The following is a 24,822-nucleotide window of genomic DNA, read 5'->3' as shown; positions in this document are numbered from 1 at the left end:
CGATGGCAAGCGCATGACCGAACATCAGAACACCCCGCCGAGCAACGGCAATTACGACGCCAACAGCATCACCGCCCTCGAGGGTCTGGAGGCCGTCCGCAAACGCCCCGGCATGTACATCGGTGACGTCCACGACGGCACCGGTCTGCACCACATGGTGTTCGAGGTGGTCGACAACTCCATCGACGAAGCCCTCGCCGGCCATGCGGACCATGTCGCGGTGACCATCCACGCCGACGGGTCGGTGTCGGTGTCGGACAACGGCCGCGGCATCCCGGTCGGCAAGCACGAGCAGATGAGCGCCAAGCTCGGCCGCGAGGTCTCCGCCGCCGAGGTGGTGATGACCGTGCTGCACGCCGGCGGCAAGTTCGACGACAACAGCTACAAGGTTTCCGGCGGCCTGCACGGCGTTGGCGTGTCGGTGGTCAATGCCCTGTCGGAGAAGCTGCTGCTGGACGTGTTCCAGGGTGGCTTCCACTACCAGCAGGAATTCAGCAATGGCGCGGCGGTTGGCCCGCTGCAGAAGCTCGGCGACACCAGCAAGCGCGGCACCACCGTTCGCTTCTGGCCCTCGGCGGTGGCCTTCCACGACAACGTGGAATTCCATTACGAGATCCTGGCCCGCCGCCTGCGCGAGCTGTCCTTCCTCAATTCCGGGGTCAAGATCGTCCTGGCCGACGAGCGCGGCGATGGCCGCATGGATGACTTCCATTACGAAGGCGGCATCAAGAGCTTCGTCGAGCATCTGGCCCAGCTGAAGACCCCCCTGCACCCCAACGTCATCGCCGTCACCGGCGAACACAACGGCATCACCGTGGAAGTGGCGCTGCAGTGGACCGACTCCTACCAGGAGACGATGTACTGCTTCACCAACAACATCCCGCAGAAGGATGGTGGTACCCACCTGGCCGGCTTCCGTGGCGCGCTGACCCGCGTGCTCAACAACTACATAGAGCAGAGCGGCATCGCCAAGCAGGCCAAGATCAGCCTGACCGGCGATGACATGCGCGAAGGCATGATCGCCGTGCTCTCGGTCAAGGTGCCCGACCCGAGCTTCTCCTCGCAGACCAAGGAAAAGCTGGTCAGCTCCGAAGTCCGCCCGGCGGTGGAAAACGCCTTCGGCGCCCGCCTGGAGGAGTTCCTGCAGGAGAATCCGAACGAAGCCAAGGCCATTGCCGGCAAGATCGTCGACGCCGCGCGTGCCCGCGAGGCCGCCCGTCGTGCCCGCGACCTGACCCGTCGCAAGGGCGCGCTGGACATCGCCGGCCTGCCCGGCAAGCTGGCCGACTGCCAGGAAAAGGATCCGGCGCTGTCGGAACTGTTCATCGTCGAGGGTGACTCGGCAGGTGGCTCGGCCAAGCAGGGCCGCAACCGCAAGAACCAGGCCGTGTTGCCGCTGCGCGGCAAGATCCTCAACGTGGAACGCGCGCGCTTTGACCGCATGCTGTCCTCCGACCAGGTCGGCACCCTGATCACCGCGCTGGGCACGGGCATCGGCCGGGACGAGTACAACCCGGACAAGCTGCGTTACCACAAGATCATCATCATGACCGACGCCGACGTGGACGGCGCGCACATCCGCACCCTGCTGCTGACGTTCTTCTACCGGCAGATGCCGGAGCTGATCGAGCGCGGCCACGTCTATATCGGCCTGCCGCCGCTGTACAAGATCAAGCAGGGCAAGAGCGAGCTGTACCTGAAGGACGATCCGGCGCTGGATGCCTACCTGGCGTCCAACGCGGTGGAAAACGCCTCGCTGATCCCGGCCGATGGCGAGCCCGGCATCGAGGGCGTGGCGCTGGAGAAGCTGCTGCTGGCCTATGCCGGCGCACGCGAGGCGATCGAGCGCAACGCCCACCGCTACGACCGCCACCTGCTCGAGGCCCTGCTCGAGTTCACCCCGATGGACCTGGAGCATCTGCGCAATGCCGGCCCGGGCGAAGGCCTGGAGGCGCTGGCCAGCCAGCTCAACCAGGGCTCGCTGGGTTCGCCGCGTTTTGCCCTGGAGTTGTTCGAGGGCGACGAGCATCGCAAGCCGGCGATCATCATCAAGCGCAGCCACATGGGTGAACTGCAGCGCCAGGAGCTGCCGCTGGCAGCGTTCGAAGGCGGCGAACTGCGCGCCATCCGCGAGGCCCAGCTGCTGCTGCACGGGCTGATCCGCGACGGCGCCCGTGCCGTGCGCGGGCAGAAGTCGATCGAGGTCGGCAACTTCGCCCAGGTCCAGGCCTGGTTGATGGAAGAGGCCAAGAAGGGCCGGCAGATCCAGCGCTTCAAGGGCCTGGGTGAAATGAACCCGGAACAGCTGTGGGATACCACGGTCAACCCGGACACCCGCCGCCTGCTGCAGGTACGCATCGAGGATGCCGTGGCCGCCGACCAGATCTTCAGCACCCTGATGGGCGACGTGGTTGAACCGCGCCGCGACTTCATCGAGGACAACGCGCTGAAGGTCGCCAACCTCGACGTCTGAGTCGTCCGCCGGACCGCGGCACCCGCAGGAAGGGTGCCGCCCGGTATCCCAACCCATCGCAAGGATCGCAATGTCCGTCCCGACCCCGCCGCCGGCTACCTCGCCCTCGTCCCCGTCCACCGCCGTTCCCCCTGTGCCCCGCCCGGGTTCGCCGGTGATGGGTTTCTGGATCGACGTTGGCATTGCCGTCGCAACCCTGCTGACAGTCAGCCTGGCGTGCGGTATCGCCTGGGGCGTGTATCGCGGCGTGGTGCTGGGCATGGAAGCTGCCCGTTCGGGAGCGGCCCCGGATCCGGGTGCTCTCGCAGCCCAGATGGGCCAGCCCGGTGCGCTGGCGCAGATGCTGATGGCGATCATGGCCACCGGCTCGGCCGCACTGCTGCTGTACTTCTGGCGGCGCCGGGCCAGCAAGACCGAGCGCCAGGCTTCGCATCGCGCCGCGCTGCGGCCCTCCACCTGGGGCTGGACCCTGCTGGTGGCAGCGGGCGTGTTCGCCGGCAGCAGCCTGATCAGCTGGGCTGCCGGCCAGGCCGGGATCGAGCCGGTGCCCACCAACATGGCCCTGATGCAGCAGGCATTGGCCCAGTTCCCCGTGTTCCTGGTGATCTTTGCCGTGCTGCTGGCGCCGGCCTACGAGGAGCTGCTGTTCCGCCGGGTGCTGTTCGGACGCCTGTGGGCGGCGGGCCGGCCGGTGCTGGGCATCGTGCTCAGCAGCGCGGCTTTTGCCCTGGTGCACGAGATCCCGGGTACCACGCCAAACGGGGCGGCGGAAATCGCCCAGCTGTGGCTGGTCTACGGCGGCATGGGTGCGGCCTTTGCCTGGCTGTACTGGCGCACCGGCACGCTGTGGGCACCGTTCGTAGCGCATGCATTGAACAACGCGATCGCCCTGGGTGCACTTGCGTTCCTGGGGACCTGAACCGGCGGCTTGACGGGCCCTTAAGCCCGCCTGTGTACAAATCAGCGCAGGACCAATGAAGGGAATGCAGATGAAGAAGGCCTTGCTCCTGGGTGTCGCCATTACGGTCCTGGCCGCAGCCTGCGCCACCACGACCTCGCCCACCGGGCGGCGCCAGGTGGTGGGCGGCGTGTCGCAGGCCGAGCTTGACCAGCTTGGCGCCCAGGCGTTCGCCGAGGCCAAGAGCAAGCAGAAGGTCAGCACCGATGCCACGCAGAACGCCTATGTGCAGTGCGTGGTCAACGCACTTGTCGCCCAGCTGCCCAGCCAGTACGAGGGCGTACGGTGGGAGACGGCGGTATTCGTGGACAACGAACCCAACGCCTTTGCCCTGCCCGGGGGCAAGGTTGGCGTGCATACCGGCATCTTCACCGTGGCCAAGAACCAGGACCAGCTCGCCGCGGTCATCGGCCACGAGATCTCCCATGTCATCTCGCGCCATCACGAGGAGCGCCTCACCCGGCAGATGGTGGCTTCCAGCGTTCTGCAGGTGGCGGGCGCTCTGGCCGGGGACTATGGCCAGCTGGTCACCCAGGGCGGCAGCATCCTCGCCCAGACCGGTTTCCTGCTTCCCAACTCGCGCGAGCAGGAAGGCGAGGCCGATATCGTTGGCCAGCGGCTCATGGCGCAGGCCGGTTTCGATCCGGCCCAGGCCATCAGCCTGTGGCAGAACATGCAGGCCGCCAGCGGCAGCCGTGCCCCGCAATGGATGTCGACGCACCCGGATCCCGCCAACCGCATCCGCGACCTGCAGCGCGACGCGCCGGCCCTTGCCCCGGTCTACCAGCAGGCCCGTGCGGCCGGCCGCGCGCCTCGTTGTGGCTGACCGTTTGTTGTGGCGCAGCATCGAAAACGGTTTCAACGGATAACTTCTTTCTGGTACGGTTGCTGGCTCAGTTTTGTGCAGCCGTTGTCTACAGCACCGCCGAGAGCGGTCCGATCGAGGTGAACCATGCTTATCCGTAGCCCGAAAAAAGCGGTGCTTTCCGTCCTAGTCGCCACCCTGCTCGGCGGCGCCGTGGTCACCGATGCCATGGCCCAGGCCCGTTCGTCCGAACGTTCGAGCAAGTCCCGTGGCGCGGCCAAGGCCGAAGTGCTGTTCCCGGAAGCCACCCGCGAAGAACCCAAGGGCAAGCCCTCGGCCAAGGTCGGCGGCAAGCTGCAGAAGCTGTTCAACGCCTACAACAAGGACGACTTCGAGACCACGCGTACGCTGGCCGATGAGATCCTGGCTGCCGATGCCGCCAACGATTACGACCGTTCGGTCGCCGCCCAGCTGGGTTCGCAGGCTGCCTACAACCTGGACGACATGCCGGCTGCCAAGCAGTACCTGCAGCAGGCGCTGCAGTTCAACTCGCTGGACAACAACGGCCACTACCAGGCCATGCTGATGCTGGCCCGGCTGCAGCTGCAGGACGAGGAATACGCCGAAGGCCTGGCTACGCTGGACAAGTACCTGGCCGAATCCGGTTCCAAGAAGGCCGAGGACATGGTGATCAAGGGCCAGGCCCTGTACCAGACCGAGCGCTATGCCGAGGCCGTGCCGGTGCTGCGCCAGGCCATCGCTGCCGCCGCCGAGCCGAAGGACAGCTGGAACCAGCTGCTGATGGCCGCCCTGGCCGAGGCCGGCCAGACCGGCGACGCGGTGAAGGAAGCCGAGGCGCTGGCCGCCAAGAACCCGGCGGACAAGAAGGCCCAGCTAAATCTGGCCAGCATGTACATGCAGGCCGATGACATGGCCAAGGCCGCTGCGGTGATGGACAAGCTGCGCGCCGCCGGCCAGCTGACCGAGGAGCGTGAGTACAAGCAGCTCTACTCGATCTACGCCAACACCGAGAACAAGGAAAAGGACACCATCGCGGTGATCAACGAGGGCCTGTCCAAGGGCATCCTCAAGCCGGATTACCAGACCTATCTGGCGCTGGCCCAGTCCTACTACTACTCCGACCAGATTCCGCAGGCCATCGAAGCCTGGCAGAAGGCGGCCCCGCTCTCCAAGGATGGCGAGACCTACCTCAATCTGGCCAAGGTGCTGCATTCCGAGGACCGGATCCCCGAAGCGAAGGAAGCGGCCCGTCAGGCGCTCGCCAAGGGTGTGAAGCGCGCCGATGACGCCAAGAAAATCATCAACCTGAAGTAACAGGTAATAACGCCTGAATGCCTGCGCCAAGGGTGCGCAGGCACTCAGGATTGGTATAAGCTTGGAGGTTCCTGCGGTGTCATGCACCGCTGAATCAGGGTTTGCAGGCTTCCAGCAGCGAACCCGGCCCCACTACAGAGTTCTTGGCGCATGACGGAACAATTGGTCTTCCACCACAGGTATGACAGCAATGATGACAAAGGCCTGAGCTGGCCGCGCATTATTGGTATCGCCTTTGTAATCGCACTTCATCTTGCTGCCCTGATGATGCTCCTGATCCCGGCCGTTGCCCCGAAGGCAGCCGCGGAAAAGGAACGCAACATCATGGTGACCCTGGTGGACGCTCCGCCGCCCCCGCCGCCGCCGCCGCCGCCGCCGCCGCCGCAGGACACTCCGCCGCCGCCGGTGAAGAACCTGGCGCCGCCGAAGCCGTCGCCGGTTCCGCCGCCGCCGGAAGCGCCAGTGGTCGACGTGCCGGAACCGCGTCCGAGCGACATCGTGACGCCGCCGTCGCCGCCGGCCCCGCCGCAGCCGCCGACTGACGTCAGCGCCAGCGTCGATATCTCGTCCAAGAACATGAATCCGCCCCGCTACCCGCCGGCAGCTTTCCGTGCCGGTATCCAGGGCGAAGTCATCCTGATCATTGATGTCGATGCCAGTGGCAACGTCACCAATGTGTCGGTCGAAAAGTCCAGCCGTAACCGTGACCTCGACCGCGCAGCGATGGAGGCGGCACGCAAGTGGCGTTTCAACCCGTCGATCGTGAATGGACAGAAGGCCGCTGGTCGAGTCCGCGTCCCGGTCAACTTCGCGCTGAACTGATCCATCGGGGCGGCTGAGTCGTCGCCCCCCGGAACAGTCTTCTGTCTTAGCTCCACCCTTTATCACCACACACAACAAAGGTAAGCGTCATGCTGCAGGAACTCTTCATCGCCGCTGCTGCCGGGGGCAACGCGAACAACGCCCTCTCGCAGATGGGCTTCGAACACCTCATCACCGAAATGGTCAGCCAGCCGGGCGAGTTCGCCGTTTCCTGGGTCGTGCTGATCACCCTGGTCGTGATGTCCGCCCTGTCCTGGTACTGGACCGTCATCAACATCTTCCGCGCCACCCGCCTGAAGAGCGCGGCCGACCGCGTGACCACCCTGTTCTGGGACACCCCGAACGCCCAGGACGCCATCCGCGCCATGGAAGAACAGCCGGCTTCCGAGCCGTTCTCCAAGATCGCCCTGGACGCCGCCCAGGCTGCCGCCCACCACCAGCGTGCTGAAGCCAGCGGTGCCGGTGAGAGCCTGAGCCGTTCGGAGTTCGTCGACCGCGCCCTGCGCCAGGCCGTGACCCGCGAAAGCAACAGGCTGCAGTCGGGCATGACCCTGCTGGCTACCGTCGGCGCGACCGCTCCGTTCGTCGGTCTGCTGGGTACCGTGTGGGGCATCTACGGCGCGCTGATCAAGATCGGTGCCACCGGTTCGGCCTCGATCGACGCCGTTGCCGGCCCGGTGGGTGAAGCGCTGATCATGACCGCCATTGGTCTGTTCGTCGCTATCCCGGCCGTGTTCGCCTTCAACTTCTTCAGCAAGATCAACAGCGCCACGATCAGCAAGTTCGATACGTTCGCTCACGATCTGCACGACTTCTTCGCCACCGGTTCGCGCGTTCGCTGATCCGCAAAGCCAAGCAGTCCTCGCAACGATCTAGACGGAGCCCGTTATGGCTTTCAGTAGTGGTAACAGCGGCGGCCCCATGGCCGACATCAACGTCACGCCCCTCGTGGACGTGATGCTGGTGCTGCTGATCATCTTCATCATCACGGCGCCCCTGATGTCGCACAAGGTCCAGGTGGAATTGCCCGAGGCCAACCTGGTGCAGAGTCCGGAAGATGCCGAAAAGCGTTCCGGTCCGATCACGGTGGCAGTCAAGGAAGACGGGTCGCTCTACTGGAACGACGAGCCGGTTTCCAAGGAAACCCTGGAATCGCGCTTTGCCACTGCGGCCCAGCAGACCCCGCAGCCGCCGCTCAACCTGCGCGGCGACCGCACCACCAAGATGCGCGTGATCAATGAAGTCACGAAGATCGCGCAGAGCCAGGGCATGCTGGACGTCGGTTTCGTTGCCACCAAAGAAAAGGGGCAATAAGCCATGGCATTCAGTAGTGGTGGTAACAAGGGCCCAATGGCCGACATCAACGTCACGCCCCTCGTGGACGTGATGCTGGTGCTGCTGATCATCTTCATCGTGACCGCGCCGATCATGACCTACCCGATCGCCGTGGACCTGCCGCAGCGGGTGATCAACCCGCCGCCGCAGCTGGTGGAGCCGCCGCCGCCGATCGAACTGCGTGTTGATTCCAGCAACCAGGTGTTCTGGAACAACAGCCCGGTCGCCGTGGGTGAGCTGCAGCAGCGGATGGAAGAGGAAGTGCAGCGCGATCCGACCAACCAGCCGGAACTGCGCATCGATGCAAACCCGGATTCCGAGTACGAGGTGATGGCCAAGATCCTGGCCGCCGCCAAGAATGCTCAGATGAAGAAGATCGGTTTCATCCAGTAATACGCAACACCTCAGTCATGACGCGACTGGAAATGCCCCCGGAGACCCGGGGGCATTTTTTTGCCCGGGCCTGGATGTCGTGTGCCCCGGCGTCATGCACAGCCGTGTGCTCCACGGGTTCGATTGCGCGGCTTCAGTACCCGGATGGTGTGGTCGCGACCGGGTTGCCGGCCATCACAGGGGCCGGTCCCGTAGGCATGGGTTGAATTGATCGCGTCCGCTGCCGGGCAATGTCACAGCCGCACCCGCCACTCCGCGATTTCCGAGCAGGTAGACCAGCTGGGGAGTGGGGGCAAGGCCGATGGGCAATCAGCCGATACGGTTACCGGCGTATATCGGCGCTCGCAGGAACGACAGGCACCGGAGGTTGCGGCTTTGATGCAGCCGCCAAACCCGCGCAGTGGCACGGGCCGCCCTGCCCTCGCGTCATCAGGCAATTCCCGCGCAGAGTGCTCAGGCAACCAGGGCGAGGTAACGCCGCACGGTGGCATCCAGCCCTTCGTACAGGGCTTCACCGATCAGGGCGTGGCCGATCGAGACCTCAAGCACGTCGGGCACGGCATCGAGGAAATCACGCAGGTTGGCCTGCGAAAGGTCATGGCCGGCGTTGACGCCCAGCCCGGCGGCCCGTGCACGACGTGCGGCATCGGCAAACAACTCCAGCGCGGCCTGCGCATCGCCACTGGCGTGCGCCTCGGCATAGGGACCGGTATACAACTCGACGCGATCGGCGCCCAGCGTGGAGGCCTGGCCGATGTCCGGGCTGCCGGCGTCGACGAACAGGCTGACCCGGCATCCCAGTGCCTTGAGCTGCGCGATCAGCGGTCGCAGGCGCTCGCCGCGGGCGAAATCAAAGCCGTGGTCGGAGGTGAGCTGGCCATCGCCATCGGGCACCAGGGTGGCCTGGGCGGGCCGGGTCCGTGCGCACAGCTGCACCAGTCCGGGATAACCCGGGCGCGGCGGTGCGAACGGATTGCCTTCGATGTTGAACTCCACGCCGCGCTCGGCGGTGAGCGCGGCCAGGGCCAGCACGTCCTCGGCGTGGATGTGGCGCCGGTCCGGCCGCGGATGCACGGTGATGCCGTGCGCGCCGGCATCCAGGCAGGTACGGGCGGCGCGGACCACATCCGGCTCGTCGCCACCGCGGGAATTGCGCAGTACCGCGATCTTGTTGACGTTGACGCTCAGGCAGGTCACGAGTCGCGCTGCTCCGGTGCGGGAGCGGATTCCATCGGCGCGGCCGGACGCAGCTGTTCGCGCATGCGCTGCAGCTCGGCCGGATGCAGCACGCGCGGGCCATCGTTGACCACGCTGCCGAAGCGGGCGACATACAGGCCGCGCACCCACATCAGGAAGAACACCAGCGACACGAACAGGGCCAGCAGCAGCAGGCTGACCTTGGTGGCGGAAAGGGCAAACACGAAGGCCGCGATGGCCAGCAGCAGGAACAGCCAGTACATGACGATCTCCCCGGTGGACCGGCGCAGTTTATCGTCCCCCGCCCTGCGACCACCATGGAACCTGCCGGACGCGGCGTGCGGGCCGACGCACGGTCGGCGCCATTGCCGCTCACGCCGGGCAGGTCACAGCAGTGGCGAAGCGAGGCGGGCGAAGGCTTCGGGCAACAGGTGGCGCCACAGCGAGCGGTCGCGCTCGTGCTCCACCGGCGTGGCGGTTTCGAACTCCTTCTCCAGGTGCCGCTCGAGCTCGGCGGTGACGGCAGGGTCGCGCACCATCATCGACAGCTCGAAGTTGAGCCGGAAGCTGCGGTGATCGAAGTTGGCGGTGCCGACGATGCACATGTCGTCGTCGGCGATGAAGGCCTTGGTGTGCAGCATGCGCGGGCCGTATTCGTAGATCTTGACCCCGGCCTGCAACAGCTCGTCGAAGTACGAGCGTGCCGCCAGGGTCACCAGGATCGAATCGCTGCGCTTGGGCACCAGCAGGCGTGTGTCCAGACCGCCCAGTGCCGCCGAGGTCAGCGCCATGCGCGCGGCCTCGCCCGGAACGAAGTACGGCGTCACCAGCCACACCCGCTCGCGTGCCTCGTGGATGGCGGCCACGTGCATGCGGTGGATCGCTTCCCATGACGAATCCGGCCCGGACACCAGCACCTGCGCCTGGATCCGCCCGGCCTCGCGTGACGGCCCGTTGGTGGGAAACAGGCCGGGCACGTTGAACTCGGTCCGCGAGCTGTTGGTGGCGTAGATCCAGTCCTCCAGGAACACCAGCTGCAGGCTGCGCACGACGTGGCCACGCACACGCATGTGCAGGTCGCGGAACGCGTCATCGCGGAGGCTTTCATCCTCGTCATCGGTGATGTTGATACCACCGGTGAAGGCGACCAGGCCATCGATCACCAGCAGCTTGCGGTGCGTGCGCAGGTTCAGCCACGGCCGCTTGAACGGCTTGAGCAGCTGGCTGGGGTGGAACCACTGGATGTCCGCGCCGGCATCGAGCAGCGGTTGCAGGAAGGACTTGCGCACCCGGGCGGAGCCGACCGCATCGAGCAGCATGCGGACCTCCACGCCGGCACGGGCGCGCTCGACCAGCGCATCGCGCAGCGCGGTGCCGACCTTGTCCGGGGTGAAGATGTAGTACTCCAGGTGCACGTGGTGCTTCGCTTCCGCCACGGCCTCGAGGATCGCGGCATAGGTCGCCGCGCCGTCCACCAGCCATTCGATTTCGGTAGCCGAACTCGGGGCCAGGCCGGTGGTCGCCTGTCCGACCTTGGCCAGCTCGTTGCAGTCGGCATCGGGCGGGCACACCGCGTGGTACTGCTCCATGCCCGAGCGTGCACGGCCGCGACGCAGGCGCTGGCGCTGCACCTTCTGCGGGCCGAACAGGTAGTAGATGAACAACCCGAGGTAGGGCAGCGCGGCCAGCGACAGCACCCAGCTCAGCGTGGCTACCGGTTCGCGCTTCTGCAGCAGGATGTAGCCGGCCAGCCAGATCAGGTAGGCCACATACAGCAAGATGGCAGCCGTGCCGAGGTGGGGAATGGAGGTGACGGCATCCCAGCCGTCCTTGATGAATGTGGGCATGCGCGGATTCTAGGAGGGGCCCGGTAGTGGCCTGATGCAGAAGATACCTCCCCGGTGGGACGCATCGTTGCCGCTGTGGTGCGGCCGTCGACGGCGTCTCCACCCCATGCTTCATGAACATCAATCGCCGCGGCGCAGACGATGAGACAGTGGCGCGGCATCCTTACCGGATGCACGAGTCCGGACCCATCAAGGGCCGGGGCAGCCGCCAGCGACTTCCCGGCCGTTTCGAGACAGCCACCTCCGAGGCAGTGGACGATGGCTGGCATGCGGACGAAAGCGAGGAGTTCGCCGGGCCGGCGTTGCGCACCCACGTGCATGAGGAGCGGGCGCGCCGCATCCTCTCGCGCAACGACTCGCCGGACGTGGGCTTCTCGGTCTCGCTCAATCCCTACCGAGGCTGCGAACACGGCTGCTCGTACTGCTTTGCCCGCCCCTCGCACGCCTACCTGAACCTGTCGCCGGGGCTGGATTTCGAGACCGAGATCTTCGCCAAGACCAATGCCGCCGAGCGCCTGATCGAGGAGCTGGCCAGGCCCGGCTACGTGCCGCAGCCGATCGCGCTGGGCATCAACACCGATGCCTACCAGCCGCTGGAGCGGCGCCTGCAGCTCACCCGCCAGTGCCTGCAGGTGCTGCGCGATACCCGCCACCCGGTCTCGCTGATCACCAAGAACGCGCTGATCGAACGCGACATCGACCTGCTGGCCGACCTGGCCGCCGACAACCTGGTCAGCGTCGCGTTCTCGGTCACCAGCCTGGACCCGCACCTGTCGGCGAAGCTGGAACCGCGCGCGGCGGCCCCGCATGCGCGGCTGCGGGCCATGCGCCGGCTGACCGATGCCGGCGTGCCGGTGTCGGTGATGGTTGCCCCGGTCATCCCGTGGATCAACGACTCCGAACTGGAAGCGGTGCTGGCTGCGGCCCGCGACAATGGCGCGCTGCGCGCCGGCTACGTACTGGTGCGGCTGCCGCACGAGGTCGCGCCGCTGTTCCGCGACTGGCTGGCCGCGCATTACCCGCAGCGCGCCGAACACGTGACGAGCACCATCCAGCAGCTGCGCGGCGGCAAGGATTACGACAGCCGCTTCGGCACCCGCATGCGCGGCGAGGGCGTGTACGCGCAGCTACTCGAACGCCGCTTCCGCCTGGCCTGCCAGCGGCTGGGGTACGGCCACAGCGCCGGCCAGTGGCAGGCGCTGGACTGCAGCCGCTTCGTGCCGCCGCGCAAACCCTCGCCACAGGGCGAGCTGTTCTGACCCCCAACTAGCGGCACCACTGGGTTTCGCAGGGAACGCCGTCGCCGTCACCATCCATCTGTGTGTTCGGGCAGTTGCGCAGGACCCAGGTGGCCTCGGCGCAGGAACTCATCTGCGAACAATGGGTGCGCCCGTCGCAGCGATAGGCAGTCGACGACGCATCGGTTCTGACAGGCGCGGCTGCAGCCGTGGCGGAAATCGGATCCGGGGCAAAGGCGGGTGGCCCTCCGACCAGTCCCAGGCGAGGGCCAAGCAGTGCAACAGCTATCGCGACCAAGGCCGCAACTCCGAGCCCGCGGCGAAGCAAGCCCTCGCGCCGGGGTTTGCGCGCGTGGCGGGCATCACCCCGCTGGCGTGCCTTGTTGCTGGCACCAGTGCGTTGCACGTTTACCGCCCTTGGCTTGCCCTGGTGATCGATGACCTCGAACGAGATCAGCTCTCCAATCTGCGGCGGCTCGCCGCGGCCGAACTCTGAGATGTGCACGAATACCTCATCGTCCTTGCCCGCAGGCCGGACGAAGCCGAATCCGCGTTCGCTGTTCCAACGTATGATCGTTCCGTGGGTACGCATTGCTTGCTCTTAAGTGGAAAGCGGAACCAGCCGTTGATGCACTGGGCTGGAATGGACGCCGACCGCGCCAGAGGTCGGCGCTACTGCCCGTACAGGCGCTGCGCCGACTGGAACAGGATCCAGCTGGTGGCGATGAACTTGTCCCCGCCCTGCGGACGGTTGCCGCGGTGGGTGTGGGTGAACGCGGTCGGCGCGAACAGCAGGCTGCCGGTGCGCGGAGCGACCTTGCGGCCCTGGAACAGGAACTCGGTCTCGCCCTCGTCGAAGCCGTCGTTGAGGTAGAGCGTCCACAGCAGGTGGCGGTGCAGGGTCTCGGCGCTGGCATCGCGCGGGAACAGTTCGCAGTGCCAGTACGGATAGCCGCCTTCGCCGGCGGCGTACCACTGCAGGTTGATCGCGCCCGGGCGCAGGCAGGTCTGCGCCAGCCCGGCCAGCGAAGCCTCGTCCATGCCGGGGAAGTCCTCGGCGGCCAGCCGCCGCGGCCGGCCGTCGGCATCCTGGACCTGCAGCATCAACGGCGAGATCAGCGCCTGCGGGTAGCGCCGCAGGTAGCGCAGCAGTCCGCCGAACACGGCCTGCTGCAGGCGCTGTTCGACCTCGCGCCAGTTGGCCAGCCCGCTGATCCGCAGGTCGCGGCTGCGCTTGAGTTCGGGATGCACGCCGCCGCCGACCTCGCCCGGTTGCAGCTGCGGGCTCTGGCGCAGGCGCTGCACGATCGCCGCGCAGTCGGCGGCGCTGACCGCCTCGTCGTAGACCTCGATGAAGTCGGCTGGACTGCTCATCGTGCCTGCCCTGGCGGCGTTTGCCGCGGGTGTTCGGAAGGGGACTGCAGCGGTACCGCGATCAATGCCCGCATCGGCGCGTCCTTGGGGAACCATCGCCGATGGTGGCGCGGGCCGGGCGGGTTGTCACCCGGCCGCGCGTGGGCCCGCTCAGGCGCGGGCGTCGTGTTCAGTGTGGTAACGGGTGGCTTCGGCCACCTCGTTGCGCGAACCCAGGAACACCGGCACGCGCTGGTGCAACTGCTCCGGGTTGATGTCCAGGATGCGCTCGCGGCCGTTGGTGGCCGCACCGCCGGCCTGCTCGACCAGCAGCGCCATCGGATTGGCTTCGTACATCAGGCGCAGCTTGCCGGCCTTGCCCGGATCCTTCCTGTCCCACGGATAGATGAAGATGCCGCCGCGGGTGAGGATGCGGTGCACGTCGGCCACCATCGAGGCGATCCAGCGCATGTTGAAGTTCTTGCCGCGCGGACCGGTGTCGCCGGCCAGCAGGTCGGCCACGTAGGCCTGCATCGGCGCTTCCCAGTGGCGCTGGTTGGACATGTTGATCGCAAATTCCCTGGTATCGGCCGGAATCTGCATGCCACGCTGGGTCAGCACGAACTCACCGGTCTCGCGGTCCAGGGTGAAGGCGTGGGTGCCGTGGCCCAGGGTCAGCACCAGCATCGTGCTCGGTCCGTAGATGCAGTAACCGGCGGCGACCTGGGTGCGGCCGGCCTGCAGGAAGTGTTCGTCGCCCGGCTGGGTCACGCCCTCGGGATTGCGCAGCACCGAGAAGATGGTGCCGACCGAGACGTTGACGTCGATGTTGGAGCTGCCGTCCAGCGGATCGAACAGCAGCAGGAAGTCGCCCTGCGGGTATTCGGACGGCACCGGCTGGCAGTGGTCCATTTCCTCGGAAGCGCAGGCAGCCAGGTGGCCACCCCAGGCATTGGCCTCGAGCAGGATCTCGTTGGAGATCACGTCCAGCTTCTTCTGTGCTTCGCCCTGGATGTTGCCGGTGCCGGCGTCGCCGAGCACGCCGCCCAGCGCACCCTTGCTCACCGCGATCGAGATGCTGGTGCAGGCGCGGGCCACCACGGCCACCAGCTGGCGGAGGTCGGCATTGATGCGGCCGGCGTGCTGTTCTTCGATCAGGTAACGGGTAAGCGAGGTACGGGACATGGACGTGCAGGACCTTTACGCGGAAGGATGCGTATTGTCGCCAGTTGCCAAGGGCTTTACGAGGCCGCACCCGTCACATGCCGGCAAGCGCCCATGAAAAAGGCCGGGCGCCCGCGCGGCCCGGCCTTCCCGTACTGCCCGGGTGGATCAGCGGCTGACGTCGTAGACCGCGCGGGCCACGTAATCCAGGTTGCTGTTGCTCAGCGCGGCCACGCAGATGCGGCCGGTGCCCACGGCGTAGATGCCGTATTCCTCACGCAGGCGGTCGACCTGCGAGCGGCTCAGGCCCGAGTAGGAAAACATGCCGGCCTGCTGCTGGATGAAGCCGAACTCCGGCGCGCCGAGCGCGGCCAGCTTCTGCACCATGCCGGCCCGCAGGGCGTGGATGCGCTCGCGCATCTCGGTCAGTTCCTGCTCCCACATCTGCCGCAGCTCGGGGCTGTTGAGCACCCCAGCCACCAGCGCCGCGCCATGGGCCGACGGGCTGGAGTAGATGGTGCGGATGATGCGCTTGACCTGCGACTGCACCGCGCGGGCCGCGGTCGCATCCGGGGCGACCACCGACAGCGCCCCGATGCGCTCGCCATACAGCGAGAACGACTTGGAGTAGGAGTTGGCGACGATGAAGCTGTCGATGCCGGCATCGGCCACGATGCGCACCGCCACGCCGTCTTCTTCCAGGCCCTTGTCGAAGCCCTGGTAGGCCATGTCGATGAACGGGAACAGCTGGCGTTCCTTGAGCAGCGCGGCAACCTGCTTCCACTGCCCAACGCTCAGGTCCGCGCCGGTCGGGTTGTGGCAACAGGCGTGCAGCAGCACCACGGTGCCCGGCTCCAGCCTGCCCAGGTCGGCCAGCATGCCGGCGAAGTCCAGACCGTGGCTGGCGCTGTCGAAATAGGTGTAGTCCACGACCTCGAAGCCGGCCGCACCGAACACCGCGCGGTGGTTTTCCCAGCTCGGGTTGCTGATGGCCACCGTGGCGTGCGGCAGCAGCCGGTGCAGCAGGTCCGCGCCCACGCGCAGCGCACCGCTGCCGCCGATGGTCTGCGAGGTGGCCACGCGGCCGGCGGCCAGCAGCGGCGATTCGGCCCCGAACACCAGCTTCTGCGTGGCCTGGGTGTAGGCCGGCAGGCCGTCGATCGGCAGGTAGCCGCGCGGACGCGCGTCCAGCGCCAGCTGCTGCTCGATGCGGTTGACGGCGCGCAGCAGCGGGATGCGGCCGTTCTCGTCGTAGTAGATGCCCACGCCGAGGTTGACCTTGGTCGGGCGGGTGTCGGCGTTGTAGGCCTCGGTCAGGCCCAGGATCGGATCGCCTGGAACCTGTTCCACATTTGCAAAGAAGGACACGGCGGTACTCGTTTGTGACGGAGGTGGGGGCCGAGCGCGCGGGCGGCGCGATCAAAACCGGCTCATCCTAACAGGGCCGGGCCCGATCCCGGGCCAGGGTTTCAGCCGCAACTGTCCGTACCGGCCATGCTCACGCCGGACAGGCGATCATCGGGCCCATGCGCCGATCCAGCCCCTGTCCCGCCCTGCTTGCCCTTGCCACCCTGGCCGCGTTGCCGGCCGCCGCCCAACAGACGGTGTCCACCCTGGACGCGGTGCAGGTGCAGGTCGCGCGGGTGCGGGCGGTGGACGATTTCGACCTGCCGGCCTCGCTGTCCACGCTCCAGGCCGGTGACAGTGGCAATCGCGCCCAAGCCCAGCTGGCCGAGGCGCTGGGCGGGGTGCCTGGGCTGCTGGCCCGAGACCGCCAGAACGCGGCCCAGGACACCCAGCTGTCGATCCGCGGCTTTGGCGCCCGTTCGGGCTTTGGTGTGCGCGGGGTGCGGCTGCTGATGGATGGCATCCCGGCAACGATGCCCGACGGCCAGGGCCAGCTGTCGCAGTTCAACCTGTTCGGGGCCGAGCGCATCGAGGTGCTGCGCGGGCCATTCTCGGCGCTGTACGGCAATTCCTCCGGCGGCGTGCTGCAGGTGTGGAGCGGCGATGGCGAACAGGGCGACCCGTGGCGGCTGCGGGCCCATTACGGCAACCACGACAGCCGGACCCTCGGCGCCCAGCTCAAGGGCCGGCAGGGGCCGCTGCGCTACAACCTGGCCGCCACCGACTGGCGCAGCGACGGCTACCGCGAACACAGCGCCGCGCAGCGCCAGTCACTCAATGCACGGCTGGGCTGGGAGCTGGCCCCGGGGCGGCGGCTGGAGCTGCTGGCCAACCACCTCGATGCGCCCGATGCACAGGATCCGCTCGGGCTGGACCGCGACCAGTGGCGGCAGGACCCGCGCCAGGCCACCGCCGTGGCCCGCCAGTACGACACGCGAAAGAGCGTGCGCCAGTCGCAGCTGGGCCTGGTGCTGACCGAGCAGGGTCCGTCCAGCACGCTGCGGTTGATGGGCTATGCCGGCCAGCGCCAGGTCGAGCAGTTCCTGGCGATCCCGCCCGCCGCCCAGGCCAGCCCGCTGCACGCCGGCGGAGTGATCGATCTGGACAGCGACTTCGGCGGCGCCGACCTGCGCTGGTCCTGGCACGGCAGCTTGGCCGGGCGCGCGCTGGACGTGGTGGTGGGGACCAATGCCGACCAGCAGCGCCAGCACCGCACCGGCTACGAGAACTTCATCGGCCACGCGCTGGGCGTGCGCGGTCGGCTGCGCCGCGACCAGCACGACCGCGTCCACAACCTCGACCAGTTCGCCCAGGCCTGGTGGCAACCCGCGCCGCGCTGGTCGCTGCTGGCCGGCGTGCGCCACAGCCGCCTGTGGTTCCGCTCCGACGACCATTACCTGGCCCCGGGCAACCCGGACGACAGCGGGCGCCGTGACTACGGATCGACCACGCCGGTGGCCGGGGTCAGCTTCCACGCCAACGACGACCTGCGCCTGTACGCCTCACTGGGCCGTGGCTTCGAGACCCCGACCTTCAACGAACTGGGATATCGCGCCGATGGCGGCGCCGGGCTGGCGCTGGACCTGCGCGCCGCGCGCAGCCGCAACCTGGAAGTGGGCAGCAAATGGCGCGGCCGCAATGGCGCGGCGCTGGAACTGGCGCTGTTCCGCGCCGATACCGACGACGAGCTGGCGGTAGCCAGCAATTCCGGCGGGCGCAGCAGCTACCGCAACATCGGCCGCACCCGCCGCCAGGGCGCCGAAGCCAGCTGGCAGCAGCCGCTGGGCAGCAGCGCCGCGCTGCAGCTGGCCTGGACCTGGGTGGATGCGCAGGTACGCGATGGGTACCTGGCCTGCAGCGGCTCGCCCTGCCTGCAGCCGACCGGCGTGGTCGCTGCCGGTTCGCCGCTGCCGGGCGTGCCGCGCCAGCAGGCGCAGCTGCGGGGGAGCTGGCAACCGCGGGACTGGGAATTTGCCGCGGAATGGGTGGCGGCCAGCCACACCCCGGTGGACGACCTCGGCAGCGAGGCCGCCCCTGGCTATGGCCTGGTGCACCTGGAGGCCTCGCGCCGGTGGGACACGGCGCGCGGCCCGCTGCGGGTATTTGCCAGGGTGGACAACGTGCTCGACCGGGCCCATGTGGGCTCGGTGATCGTCAACGACGGCAACCGCCGCTTCTACGAACCGGGCCCGGGCCGGCGCTTCGGCCTGGGCGCGGAGTGGCAGTGGGCGCGCTGAGCGCGCCGCCTGCTCACTTCTCCCCGGGCACCTGGGCCGGCACGAACGGCGAGGTCGGGTCGCTGGCCGGGAAGGTCTCTTCCAGCGCCTCGTCCTGGTTGCGGTTCTCGTGCTTCTTGCGCCGTTCGCGCTCGCTGGCGCTTTCCTCCGCGTCGCGCGGACCGGCCGGCGGGTCCTTGGCGTCGCGCTCGGGGCCGGTTTCGCCGGCCAGCCGCGCCGGGCGTGCCGCGCTGTGGTCGTCGGCCGGCATGCCGGCGCCACGGTCCTCGGCATCCATCACATCGTGCTTGCCGCGCTGTTCGCCGGCGGCGGGGGCGGCCGCTTCACGCAGGGGATCTCGTTGCATGGTCGTACCTCCTTGGGGGGCTACGACTACAAACCTGCGGCGGTGAAATCGGCGCGAATCGGCGCTGCGTCCACGAACGGATCACCAGCCGGTAACACCGGCGGGTTTACTGCTGACCGTCCGCCAGGACCGGAGATGGGACATGCAACGCTTTGAACGACGTTCGGTGCAGCAGGCCTTCAACGCCCATCTCGACCCGCTGCCGGCCGAAGGAATCCGCAGCGCCCGGCGTGCCCCGGAGAAATCAGCCGTGGCCCAGGACTTCCTGCAGTACAGCCTGCACGACTACGACCGCCGCCGCCGCCAGGGCGCGCTGTGGCGCGACCTGTGTCCGGCCTACACCTTCGCGCTGAATACGCACCTGGACGACTGGCCGCGCGGCATCGACGGCACCGACGGCGAACTGGCCGCGCACTGGGAGCAGGTCCGCGGCGAGTCGCGGCTGGACTGGGAGCAGGTGCGCCCGGTCATCGAGGACGCCTGGCTGGCGCTGGACCACATGCCGGCGGCGGCGGTCCACGACCTGCGCCGCTCCTCGTAGCCGGGAAAGCGCGAAACGCGCCGCCGCCTGCCGACGGCGGTGCGCTTCGCCACGGCCTCAGACCCTGCCGGCGGCCTGCAGCCGCGCGAACTCGGCGTCGTCGAAAAGCCGCGAGCGCAGCAGGAAGCGCACGCCCTCGCCGTTCTCCAGCGAGAACATGCCGCCGCGGCCCGGCACCACGTCGACGATCAGCTGGGTGTGCTTCCAGTACTCGAACTGCGGCGCGCTGATGTAGAACGGCGCCCCGCCGATGTCGCCCAGGTGCACGTCGCGGTCGCCGACGAGGAACTCGCCCTGGGCGAAGCACATCGGCGAGGAACCGTCGCAGCAGCCGCCGGACTGGTGGAACAGCAGCGGGCCGTGGCGCTCGCGCAGCCGCGCGGCCAGCGCCAGCGCGCTGTCGGTGGCCAGTACCTGGACGGGCGGGTCGGTCATGGCGGCGGGCAGGATCGGCGGGAAATACGGTTCCGCGCCCGCCGCCGGCCGGGGGAGGGGGGCAGGCGGCCGGCGCGGAAACGCTTCAGGCGGCCATGTCGATGACGACGCGGCCCTCGATCTTGCCCGCGTGCATGCGCGCGAAGATGTCGTTGATGTTCTCCAGCCGGTCGCTGGCGACGGTGGCGGCGACCTTGCCCTGCTCGGCGAACTCCAGCGATTCCTGCAGGTCCAGGCGGGTGCCGACGATCGAGCCGCGCACGGTCACGCCGTTGAGCACCATGCCGAAGATGTCCAGCGGGAACTGGCCCGGCGGCAGCCCGTTGAGCGAGACCGTGCCGCCGCGGCGGACCATGCCGATGGCCTGCTCGAACGCCTTGGGCGAGACCGCGGTGACCAGCGCGCCGTGGGCGCCGCCGATCTCCTTCTTCAGGTAGGCCACCGGGTCGGTGGTCTTCGCGTTCACGGTGACGGTGGCGCCCAGGCGCTGCGCCAGGCGCAGCTTTTCGTCGTCCACGTCGACCGCGGCCACGTTCAGGCCCATCGCCTTGGCGTACTGCACCGCCATGTGGCCCAGGCCGCCGATGCCGGAGATCACCACCCAGTTGCCGGGCTTGGTGTCGGTCACCTTCAGGCCCTTGTAGACGGTGACGCCGGCGCACAGGATCGGCGCCACCTCGACGAAGCCGATGTCCTTGGGCAGGTGGCCGACATAGCCGGCATTGGCCAGCGCGTACTCGGCAAAGCCGCCGTTGACCGAGTAGCCGGTGTTCTGCTGCGTCTCGCACAGCGTCTCCCAGCCGCCCAGGCAGTGTTCGCAATGGCCGCAGGCCGAGTACAGCCACGGGATGCCGACGCGGTCGCCTTCTTTGATGTGGGTGACGCCGGCACCCACCGCGACGACATGGCCCACGCCTTCGTGGCCGGGGATGAACGGCGGATTCGGCTTCACCGGCCAGTCGCCCTCGGCGGCGTGCAGGTCGGTGTGGCAGACGCCGCAGGCCTCGATCTTGACCAGGATGTCGCCCGCCGCCGGGCGCGGGACCTCCACTTCCTCGATCGTCAGCGGCTTGCCGAATTCGCGCACGACGGCGGCTTTCATGGTCTTGTTCATTGCGGACCTCCTCCTGGTGGGAACGGGAACAACATGGCGCGGTTCGCCCGGGCGCGCCTTGATCCGGCGCAAATCCGGCCGCACGGGCGGGCTCCGGCAGGATCGCGCCGCGGCGGTGACGGGAATCAGAAGAAGCCGAGCTTCTTCGGCGAGTAGCTGACCAGCAGGTTCTTGGTCTGCTGGTAGTGGTCGAGCATCATCTTGTGGTTCTCGCGGCCGATGCCCGACTGCTTGTAGCCGCCGAACGCGGCATGCGCCGGATAGGCGTGGTAGCAGTTGGTCCACACCCGCCCGGCCTGGATGCCGCGGCCCATGCGGTACAGGCGGTTGGCGTCGCGGCTCCACACGCCGGCGCCCAGACCGTAGAGGGTGTCGTTGGCGATCGCCAGCGCCTCGGCCTCGTCCCTGAAAGTGGTCACCGCCACCACCGGGCCGAAGATCTCCTCCTGGAAGATGCGCATCCGGTTGTGGCCCTTGAACACGGTCGGCTGCACGTAGAAGCCGTCGGCCAGCTCGCCGCCCAGCGCGTTGCGCCCGCCGCCGATCAGCACCTCGGCGCCCTCCTGGCGGCCGATGTCGATGTAGGACAGGATCTTCTCCAGCTGCTCGCCGGAAGCCTGCGCGCCGACCATGGTGTTCGGGTCCAGCGGATTGCCCTGCTTGATCGCGGCCACGCGCGCCAGCGCCTTCTCCATGAACTTCTCGTAGATCGACTCCTGGATCAGCGCGCGCGAGGGGCAGGTGCAGACCTCGCCCTGGTTGAAGGCGAACAGCACGAAGCCCTCGATCGCCTTGTCCAGGAAGTCGTCGTCCTCGGCCATCACGTCGGCGAAGAACACGTTGGGCGACTTGCCACCCAGCTCCAGCGTCACCGGGATCAGGTTCTGGCTGGCGTACTGCATGATCAGCCGGCCGGTGGTGGTCTCGCCGGTGAAGGCGATCTTGGCGATGCGCGGGCTGCTGGCCAGCGGCTTGCCGGCTTCCAGGCCGAAGCCGTTGACCACGTTGAGCACGCCGGCCGGCAGCAGGTCGCCGATGATCTCCATCAGCACCAGGATCGAGGCCGGGGTCTGCTCGGCCGGCTTGAGCACCACGCAGTTGCCGGCGGCCAGCGCCGGCGCCAGCTTCCAGGCGGCCATCAGCAGCGGGAAGTTCCACGGGATGATCTGCCCGACCACGCCCAGCGGTTCGTGGAAGTGGTAGGCGACGGTGTCGTGGTCGATCTCGCTCAGCGAGCCTTCCTGCGCGCGCACCGCGCCGGCGAAGTAGCGGAAGTGGTCGGCCATCAGCGGCACGTCGGCGTTGAGCGTCTCGCGGATCGGCTTGCCGTTGTCCCAGGTCTCGGCATGGGCGATCAGTTCCAGGTTCTGCTCGATGCGGTCGGCGATGCGGTTGAGGAGGTTGGCGCGCTCGGTGGTGCTGGTCCTGCCCCAGGCGTCCTTGGCCGCGTGCGCGGCGTCCAGCGCGGCCTCGATGTCCTCGGCGTTGGAGCGGGCCACCTCGGTGAACGCCTTGCCGGTGACCGGCGTGGTGTTCTCGAAGTACCGGCCGCTGCGCGGCGCCACCCATTGCCCGCCGATGTAGTTGCCGTAGCGCGGCTTGAAGATGGACTGCGGATCGGTGGCGAAGGGCTTGGCGGACGTGACGGCGTTCATGGATGCGGATCTCCGTGGAGCGGTGGCGACCCGGTGCGGGTCTGTGCCCACGGAGAGCGCAAGGACGATGCCAATTCCGGCCTGCTGCGCCGCAGCGTGGCCGCAGGCACCGGTTCTGCGCAAACCGGCCGCGGAGAATGTTGCGGCGCGGAACAGGCGGTCGTTGCACCGCCGCCCGGCTTGTGGTGTTTATCGGGACAGGTGTCGATACAGCTGTCGCAGATTGCGACATGGGAGCTCACATGGCTTCACCATCGTTGCCGCCCCCCGTGGGCCGGGCCCGCCGTTCGTTCTTCGAGCGCGGCACCGCGCCGCTGGGCGGCGTACCGGAAACCATCCTGCAGTCGTGGTGCCGCTGCCGGCAGCAGGGACTGGCGGCCGATGCCCCGCCGGCGCTGGAGCCGGTGGCGGGCGGCCGCCTGCACGAGCTGCGCCAGCACCACGAGCGCCTGTGGCGGCTGGCGCGGGCCGAACTGGACGGGTTGTCCGGCGAACTGGCCGCCACCGACAGCATGGTGCTGTTGACCGACGCGGCCGGCTGGATCCTCGATGCCGAGGGCAGCCCGGGTTTCCTCGACCGCGCCGGCCGCGTGGCGCTGATGCCGGGCGTGTGCTGGGACGAGGCCACGGTGGGGACCAACGCCATCGGCACCGCGATCGTCGAAGGACGTTCGGTGCAGGTGCGCGGCGGCGAGCACTACCGCGCCCCGCACGGCATCCTCAGCTGTTCGGCCACGCCGATCTTCGATCCCTGCGGCACGCTGGTGGGCGTGCTCGACATCTCCGGCGACTCGCGCGTGCAGCACCTGCACGCGCCGGGCATGGCGCGGCAGGCGGTGGCGAGGATCGAGCACCGCTACTTCGAGCAGGGGATCGAGGGCGCCGAGCTGGTGCGGCTGCACCACGACCCGGCGTTGCTGGGCACCGTCCGCGAGGGCCTGCTGGCATTCCGCGGCGGGCGGCTGGTGGCGGCCAACCGGGTCGGGTTGAAGCTGTTCGGACTGGAGCGGCACGATCTCGGCCGGGCGACGTACGAGAGCCTGTTCGAGGTGCCGCTGTCGCGGTTGCACGACGATGGCGCGTTGATCGACCGACAGGGGCGTTCGCTGTACGGCCACCTGCAGGAACGCCGGCAACGAGCGTTCGCGCCATCCTCGCGGCCGCTGCCGTTCGCGTCGGCAACAGCAAAAGCCACAACAACAACAGCAACAACGACAACGAGCGGTCCGGTGTTCGGCCCGGGACTCGAGCAGGCGCTGGAACAGGCACGGCGGGTGCTCGATGCCGGCCTGCCGGTACTGGTGCAGGGCGAGACCGGCACCGGCAAGGAAGTGTTCGCGCGCGAACTGCATCGGCGCTGCACGCGCGCCGGCAAGCCGTTCGTGGCGGTGAACTGCGCGGCGTTGCCGGAGGGCCTGATCGAGGCCGAACTGTTCGGCTACGAGGAGGGCGCGTTCACCGGTGCGCGCAAGCAGGGCAGCCCGGGGTTGCTGCGCCAGGCCCAGGGTGGCGTGCTGTTCCTGGACGAGATCGGCGACATGCCGCTGGCGTTGCAGCCGCGCCTGCTGCGGGTGCTGCAGGACCGCGAGCTCTCGCCGCTGGGTGGCGGCAAGCCGGTGAAACTGGATTTCGCGCTGGTGTGCGCCACCCACTGCGACCTGGACGACGCCATCGCCGCTGGCCGCTTCCGGCCCGACCTGTACTACCGCATCGCCGACCACCAGGTGCGCATCGCCGCGGTGCGCGAGCATGACGACCGCGCCGGGCTGGTCCGCGCGCTGTGGTCGCGGCTGGGCGGCGGCCGCCGGCTGAGCGCGGCGGCCCTGCAGGCGCTGGTCGATTACGGCTGGCCGGGAAACCTGCGGCAGCTGTCGTCCTGCCTGCGCACCCTGGTGGCGCTCAGCGACGACGGCGCGCTGCTGGACGTGGAGCGCTTGCCGGGCTACCTGCGACGGCCCTCGGCACCATCGACTCCACCGCCGGCGGTGGCCGTCGCGGCTCCCGGCGGGGGGCTGGAAGCGATGACGGCCGCGGCGATGCGCCAGGCACTGGCCGAATGCGGCGGCAATGTCGCCCGCGCCGCGCGCCGGCTGGGCATCAGCCGCAGCACCCTGTACCGGCGGCTGGGGCCCGGGTTGCGCGGATCCTAGGGCCGGGCTTTCCCGGT

The 24,822-nt window shown here is 68.3% G+C and carries 23 protein-coding genes; 12 read left to right on the top strand and 11 right to left on the bottom strand.

What is annotated here, in order from left to right; translation table 11 throughout:
- Positions 1-13: 13 nt before the first annotated feature.
- The 8 genes from gyrB (at position 14) to LG380_RS12630 (ending at position 8,121) form a co-directional block, all read left to right on the top strand.
- A complete protein-coding gene (gyrB, locus tag LG380_RS12665) occupies positions 14-2,473 on the top strand; it encodes a DNA topoisomerase (ATP-hydrolyzing) subunit B (RefSeq protein ID WP_225765565.1) in 2,460 nt (819 codons plus the stop codon).
- A gap of 70 nt (positions 2,474-2,543) precedes the next feature.
- Positions 2,544-3,392 (top strand): CPBP family intramembrane glutamic endopeptidase, encoded by an 849-nt coding sequence (locus LG380_RS12660; protein ID WP_225765564.1) that lies wholly within the window; start codon positions 2,544-2,546, stop codon positions 3,390-3,392.
- Between the two features lie 70 nt (positions 3,393-3,462).
- Positions 3,463-4,257, top strand: coding sequence for a M48 family metallopeptidase (locus LG380_RS12655; protein ID WP_225765563.1), 795 nt, complete (start codon positions 3,463-3,465; stop codon positions 4,255-4,257).
- A 126-nt stretch (positions 4,258-4,383) separates the two neighbouring features.
- A complete protein-coding gene (locus LG380_RS12650) occupies positions 4,384-5,571 on the top strand; it encodes a tetratricopeptide repeat protein (protein ID WP_225765562.1) in 1,188 nt (395 codons plus the stop codon).
- Positions 5,572-5,835: 264 nt separating this feature from the next.
- Positions 5,836-6,393: an energy transducer TonB gene (locus LG380_RS12645; RefSeq protein ID WP_225766607.1), complete on the top strand. Its 558-nt coding sequence runs from the start codon at positions 5,836-5,838 to the stop codon at positions 6,391-6,393.
- Positions 6,394-6,482: 89 nt separating this feature from the next.
- A complete protein-coding gene (exbB, locus tag LG380_RS12640; RefSeq protein WP_225765561.1) occupies positions 6,483-7,235 on the top strand; it encodes a TonB-system energizer ExbB in 753 nt (250 codons plus the stop codon).
- A gap of 46 nt (positions 7,236-7,281) precedes the next feature.
- On the top strand, positions 7,282-7,707 hold the full coding sequence (locus tag LG380_RS12635; protein ID WP_225765560.1) for a biopolymer transporter ExbD: 426 nt from the start codon (positions 7,282-7,284) through the stop codon (positions 7,705-7,707).
- Positions 7,708-7,710: 3 nt separating this feature from the next.
- Positions 7,711-8,121, top strand: a complete 411-nt coding sequence (locus LG380_RS12630) for a biopolymer transporter ExbD (protein WP_225765559.1) — start codon at positions 7,711-7,713, stop codon at positions 8,119-8,121.
- Between the two features lie 453 nt (positions 8,122-8,574).
- On the opposite strand, the gene LG380_RS12625 is transcribed toward LG380_RS12630, so the two are convergent.
- The 3 genes from LG380_RS12625 to cls all read right to left on the bottom strand — a co-directional run bounded on the left by LG380_RS12625 (position 8,575) and on the right by cls (position 11,165).
- Positions 8,575-9,318: a pyridoxine 5'-phosphate synthase gene (locus tag LG380_RS12625; protein WP_225765558.1), complete on the bottom strand. Its 744-nt coding sequence runs from the start codon at positions 9,316-9,318 to the stop codon at positions 8,575-8,577.
- On the bottom strand, positions 9,315-9,581 hold the full coding sequence (locus tag LG380_RS12620; RefSeq protein WP_225765557.1) for a hypothetical protein: 267 nt from the start codon (positions 9,579-9,581) through the stop codon (positions 9,315-9,317). The genes LG380_RS12625 and LG380_RS12620 overlap by 4 nt, the downstream gene beginning before the upstream one ends.
- A gap of 123 nt (positions 9,582-9,704) precedes the next feature.
- Positions 9,705-11,165, bottom strand: a complete 1,461-nt coding sequence (gene cls, locus LG380_RS12615; RefSeq protein ID WP_225765556.1) for a cardiolipin synthase — start codon at positions 11,163-11,165, stop codon at positions 9,705-9,707.
- Positions 11,166-11,335: 170 nt separating this feature from the next.
- On the opposite strand from cls, the gene LG380_RS12610 reads away from it, so the two are divergent.
- Positions 11,336-12,424, top strand: a complete 1,089-nt coding sequence (locus LG380_RS12610; RefSeq protein WP_225766605.1) for a PA0069 family radical SAM protein — start codon at positions 11,336-11,338, stop codon at positions 12,422-12,424.
- Between the two features lie 7 nt (positions 12,425-12,431).
- Here LG380_RS12610 and LG380_RS12605 read toward each other — a convergent pair whose 3' ends face one another.
- The 4 genes from LG380_RS12605 to LG380_RS12590 all read right to left on the bottom strand — a co-directional run bounded on the left by LG380_RS12605 (position 12,432) and on the right by LG380_RS12590 (position 16,288).
- Positions 12,432-12,995, bottom strand: coding sequence for a cold shock domain-containing protein (locus LG380_RS12605; protein WP_225765555.1), 564 nt, complete (start codon positions 12,993-12,995; stop codon positions 12,432-12,434).
- 80 nt (positions 12,996-13,075) lie between these two features.
- Complete coding sequence (locus tag LG380_RS12600; RefSeq protein ID WP_225765554.1) at positions 13,076-13,777, bottom strand: 2OG-Fe(II) oxygenase; 702 nt, start codon at positions 13,775-13,777, stop codon at positions 13,076-13,078.
- 150 nt (positions 13,778-13,927) lie between these two features.
- Entirely contained in the window at positions 13,928-14,941 is a 1,014-nt protein-coding gene (locus LG380_RS12595) for a class 1 fructose-bisphosphatase (protein WP_225765553.1), read from the bottom strand.
- Positions 14,942-15,088: 147 nt separating this feature from the next.
- Positions 15,089-16,288: an amino acid aminotransferase gene (locus tag LG380_RS12590; RefSeq protein ID WP_225765552.1), complete on the bottom strand. Its 1,200-nt coding sequence runs from the start codon at positions 16,286-16,288 to the stop codon at positions 15,089-15,091.
- A 158-nt stretch (positions 16,289-16,446) separates the two neighbouring features.
- Between LG380_RS12590 and LG380_RS12585 the strand changes: the two genes are divergently transcribed.
- Positions 16,447-18,564, top strand: a complete 2,118-nt coding sequence (locus LG380_RS12585) for a TonB-dependent receptor (RefSeq protein WP_225765551.1) — start codon at positions 16,447-16,449, stop codon at positions 18,562-18,564.
- 13 nt (positions 18,565-18,577) lie between these two features.
- Here LG380_RS12585 and LG380_RS12580 read toward each other — a convergent pair whose 3' ends face one another.
- The gene (locus LG380_RS12580) at positions 18,578-18,910 is read right to left on the bottom strand and encodes a hypothetical protein (protein ID WP_225765550.1); all 333 of its coding nucleotides are present in this window, start codon (positions 18,908-18,910) and stop codon (positions 18,578-18,580) included.
- Between the two features lie 142 nt (positions 18,911-19,052).
- Between LG380_RS12580 and LG380_RS12575 the strand changes: the two genes are divergently transcribed.
- Positions 19,053-19,451 (top strand): hypothetical protein, encoded by a 399-nt coding sequence (locus tag LG380_RS12575; RefSeq protein ID WP_225765549.1) that lies wholly within the window; start codon positions 19,053-19,055, stop codon positions 19,449-19,451.
- A 57-nt stretch (positions 19,452-19,508) separates the two neighbouring features.
- Here the strand turns inward: LG380_RS12575 and LG380_RS12570 are convergent, their stop codons facing one another.
- From LG380_RS12570 to adh, 3 genes are all read right to left on the bottom strand, one after another.
- Positions 19,509-19,886, bottom strand: coding sequence for a DUF779 domain-containing protein (locus tag LG380_RS12570; RefSeq protein ID WP_225765547.1), 378 nt, complete (start codon positions 19,884-19,886; stop codon positions 19,509-19,511).
- Positions 19,887-19,971: 85 nt separating this feature from the next.
- On the bottom strand, positions 19,972-21,000 hold the full coding sequence (adhP, locus tag LG380_RS12565; protein ID WP_225765545.1) for an alcohol dehydrogenase AdhP: 1,029 nt from the start codon (positions 20,998-21,000) through the stop codon (positions 19,972-19,974).
- A gap of 125 nt (positions 21,001-21,125) precedes the next feature.
- A complete protein-coding gene (adh, locus tag LG380_RS12560) occupies positions 21,126-22,655 on the bottom strand; it encodes an aldehyde dehydrogenase (protein WP_225765543.1) in 1,530 nt (509 codons plus the stop codon).
- Between the two features lie 242 nt (positions 22,656-22,897).
- Here adh and LG380_RS12555 point away from each other — a divergent pair, with 242 nt between their 5' ends.
- On the top strand, positions 22,898-24,805 hold the full coding sequence (locus tag LG380_RS12555) for a sigma-54-dependent Fis family transcriptional regulator (RefSeq protein ID WP_225765541.1): 1,908 nt from the start codon (positions 22,898-22,900) through the stop codon (positions 24,803-24,805).
- Positions 24,806-24,822: the final 17 nt, after the last annotated feature.

The sequence above is a fragment of the Stenotrophomonas sp. Marseille-Q4652 genome, from assembly GCF_916618915.1.
In the GTDB taxonomy this organism is placed as follows: domain Bacteria; phylum Pseudomonadota; class Gammaproteobacteria; order Xanthomonadales; family Xanthomonadaceae; genus Stenotrophomonas.
The sequence above is the reverse complement of the archived record's forward strand: the minus strand, read 5'-3'. Positions and strand labels throughout refer to the sequence as shown.

Excerpts from the sequence above, each read along its gene's own strand:
- gyrB (WP_225765565.1), top strand. The coding sequence starts at position 14 with ATGACCGAACATCAGAACACCCCGCCGAGCAACGGCAATTACGACGCC.
- LG380_RS12660 (WP_225765564.1), top strand. The coding sequence starts at position 2,544 with ATGTCCGTCCCGACCCCGCCGCCGGCTACCTCGCCCTCGTCCCCGTCC.
- LG380_RS12655 (WP_225765563.1), top strand. The coding sequence starts at position 3,463 with ATGAAGAAGGCCTTGCTCCTGGGTGTCGCCATTACGGTCCTGGCCGCA.
- LG380_RS12650 (WP_225765562.1), top strand. The coding sequence starts at position 4,384 with ATGCTTATCCGTAGCCCGAAAAAAGCGGTGCTTTCCGTCCTAGTCGCC.
- LG380_RS12645 (WP_225766607.1), top strand. The coding sequence starts at position 5,836 with ATGATGCTCCTGATCCCGGCCGTTGCCCCGAAGGCAGCCGCGGAAAAG.
- exbB (WP_225765561.1), top strand. The coding sequence starts at position 6,483 with ATGCTGCAGGAACTCTTCATCGCCGCTGCTGCCGGGGGCAACGCGAAC.
- LG380_RS12635 (WP_225765560.1), top strand. The coding sequence starts at position 7,282 with ATGGCTTTCAGTAGTGGTAACAGCGGCGGCCCCATGGCCGACATCAAC.
- LG380_RS12630 (WP_225765559.1), top strand. The coding sequence starts at position 7,711 with ATGGCATTCAGTAGTGGTGGTAACAAGGGCCCAATGGCCGACATCAAC.
- LG380_RS12620 (WP_225765557.1), bottom strand. The coding sequence starts at position 9,581 with ATGTACTGGCTGTTCCTGCTGCTGGCCATCGCGGCCTTCGTGTTTGCC.
- cls (WP_225765556.1), bottom strand. The coding sequence starts at position 11,165 with ATGCCCACATTCATCAAGGACGGCTGGGATGCCGTCACCTCCATTCCC.
- LG380_RS12610 (WP_225766605.1), top strand. The coding sequence starts at position 11,336 with ATGCACGAGTCCGGACCCATCAAGGGCCGGGGCAGCCGCCAGCGACTT.
- LG380_RS12605 (WP_225765555.1), bottom strand. The coding sequence starts at position 12,995 with ATGCGTACCCACGGAACGATCATACGTTGGAACAGCGAACGCGGATTC.
- LG380_RS12600 (WP_225765554.1), bottom strand. The coding sequence starts at position 13,777 with ATGAGCAGTCCAGCCGACTTCATCGAGGTCTACGACGAGGCGGTCAGC.
- LG380_RS12595 (WP_225765553.1), bottom strand. The coding sequence starts at position 14,941 with ATGTCCCGTACCTCGCTTACCCGTTACCTGATCGAAGAACAGCACGCC.
- LG380_RS12585 (WP_225765551.1), top strand. The coding sequence starts at position 16,447 with ATGCGCCGATCCAGCCCCTGTCCCGCCCTGCTTGCCCTTGCCACCCTG.
- LG380_RS12580 (WP_225765550.1), bottom strand. The coding sequence starts at position 18,910 with ATGCAACGAGATCCCCTGCGTGAAGCGGCCGCCCCCGCCGCCGGCGAA.
- LG380_RS12575 (WP_225765549.1), top strand. The coding sequence starts at position 19,053 with ATGCAACGCTTTGAACGACGTTCGGTGCAGCAGGCCTTCAACGCCCAT.
- LG380_RS12570 (WP_225765547.1), bottom strand. The coding sequence starts at position 19,886 with ATGACCGACCCGCCCGTCCAGGTACTGGCCACCGACAGCGCGCTGGCG.
- adhP (WP_225765545.1), bottom strand. The coding sequence starts at position 21,000 with ATGAACAAGACCATGAAAGCCGCCGTCGTGCGCGAATTCGGCAAGCCG.
- adh (WP_225765543.1), bottom strand. The coding sequence starts at position 22,655 with ATGAACGCCGTCACGTCCGCCAAGCCCTTCGCCACCGATCCGCAGTCC.
- LG380_RS12555 (WP_225765541.1), top strand. The coding sequence starts at position 22,898 with ATGGCTTCACCATCGTTGCCGCCCCCCGTGGGCCGGGCCCGCCGTTCG.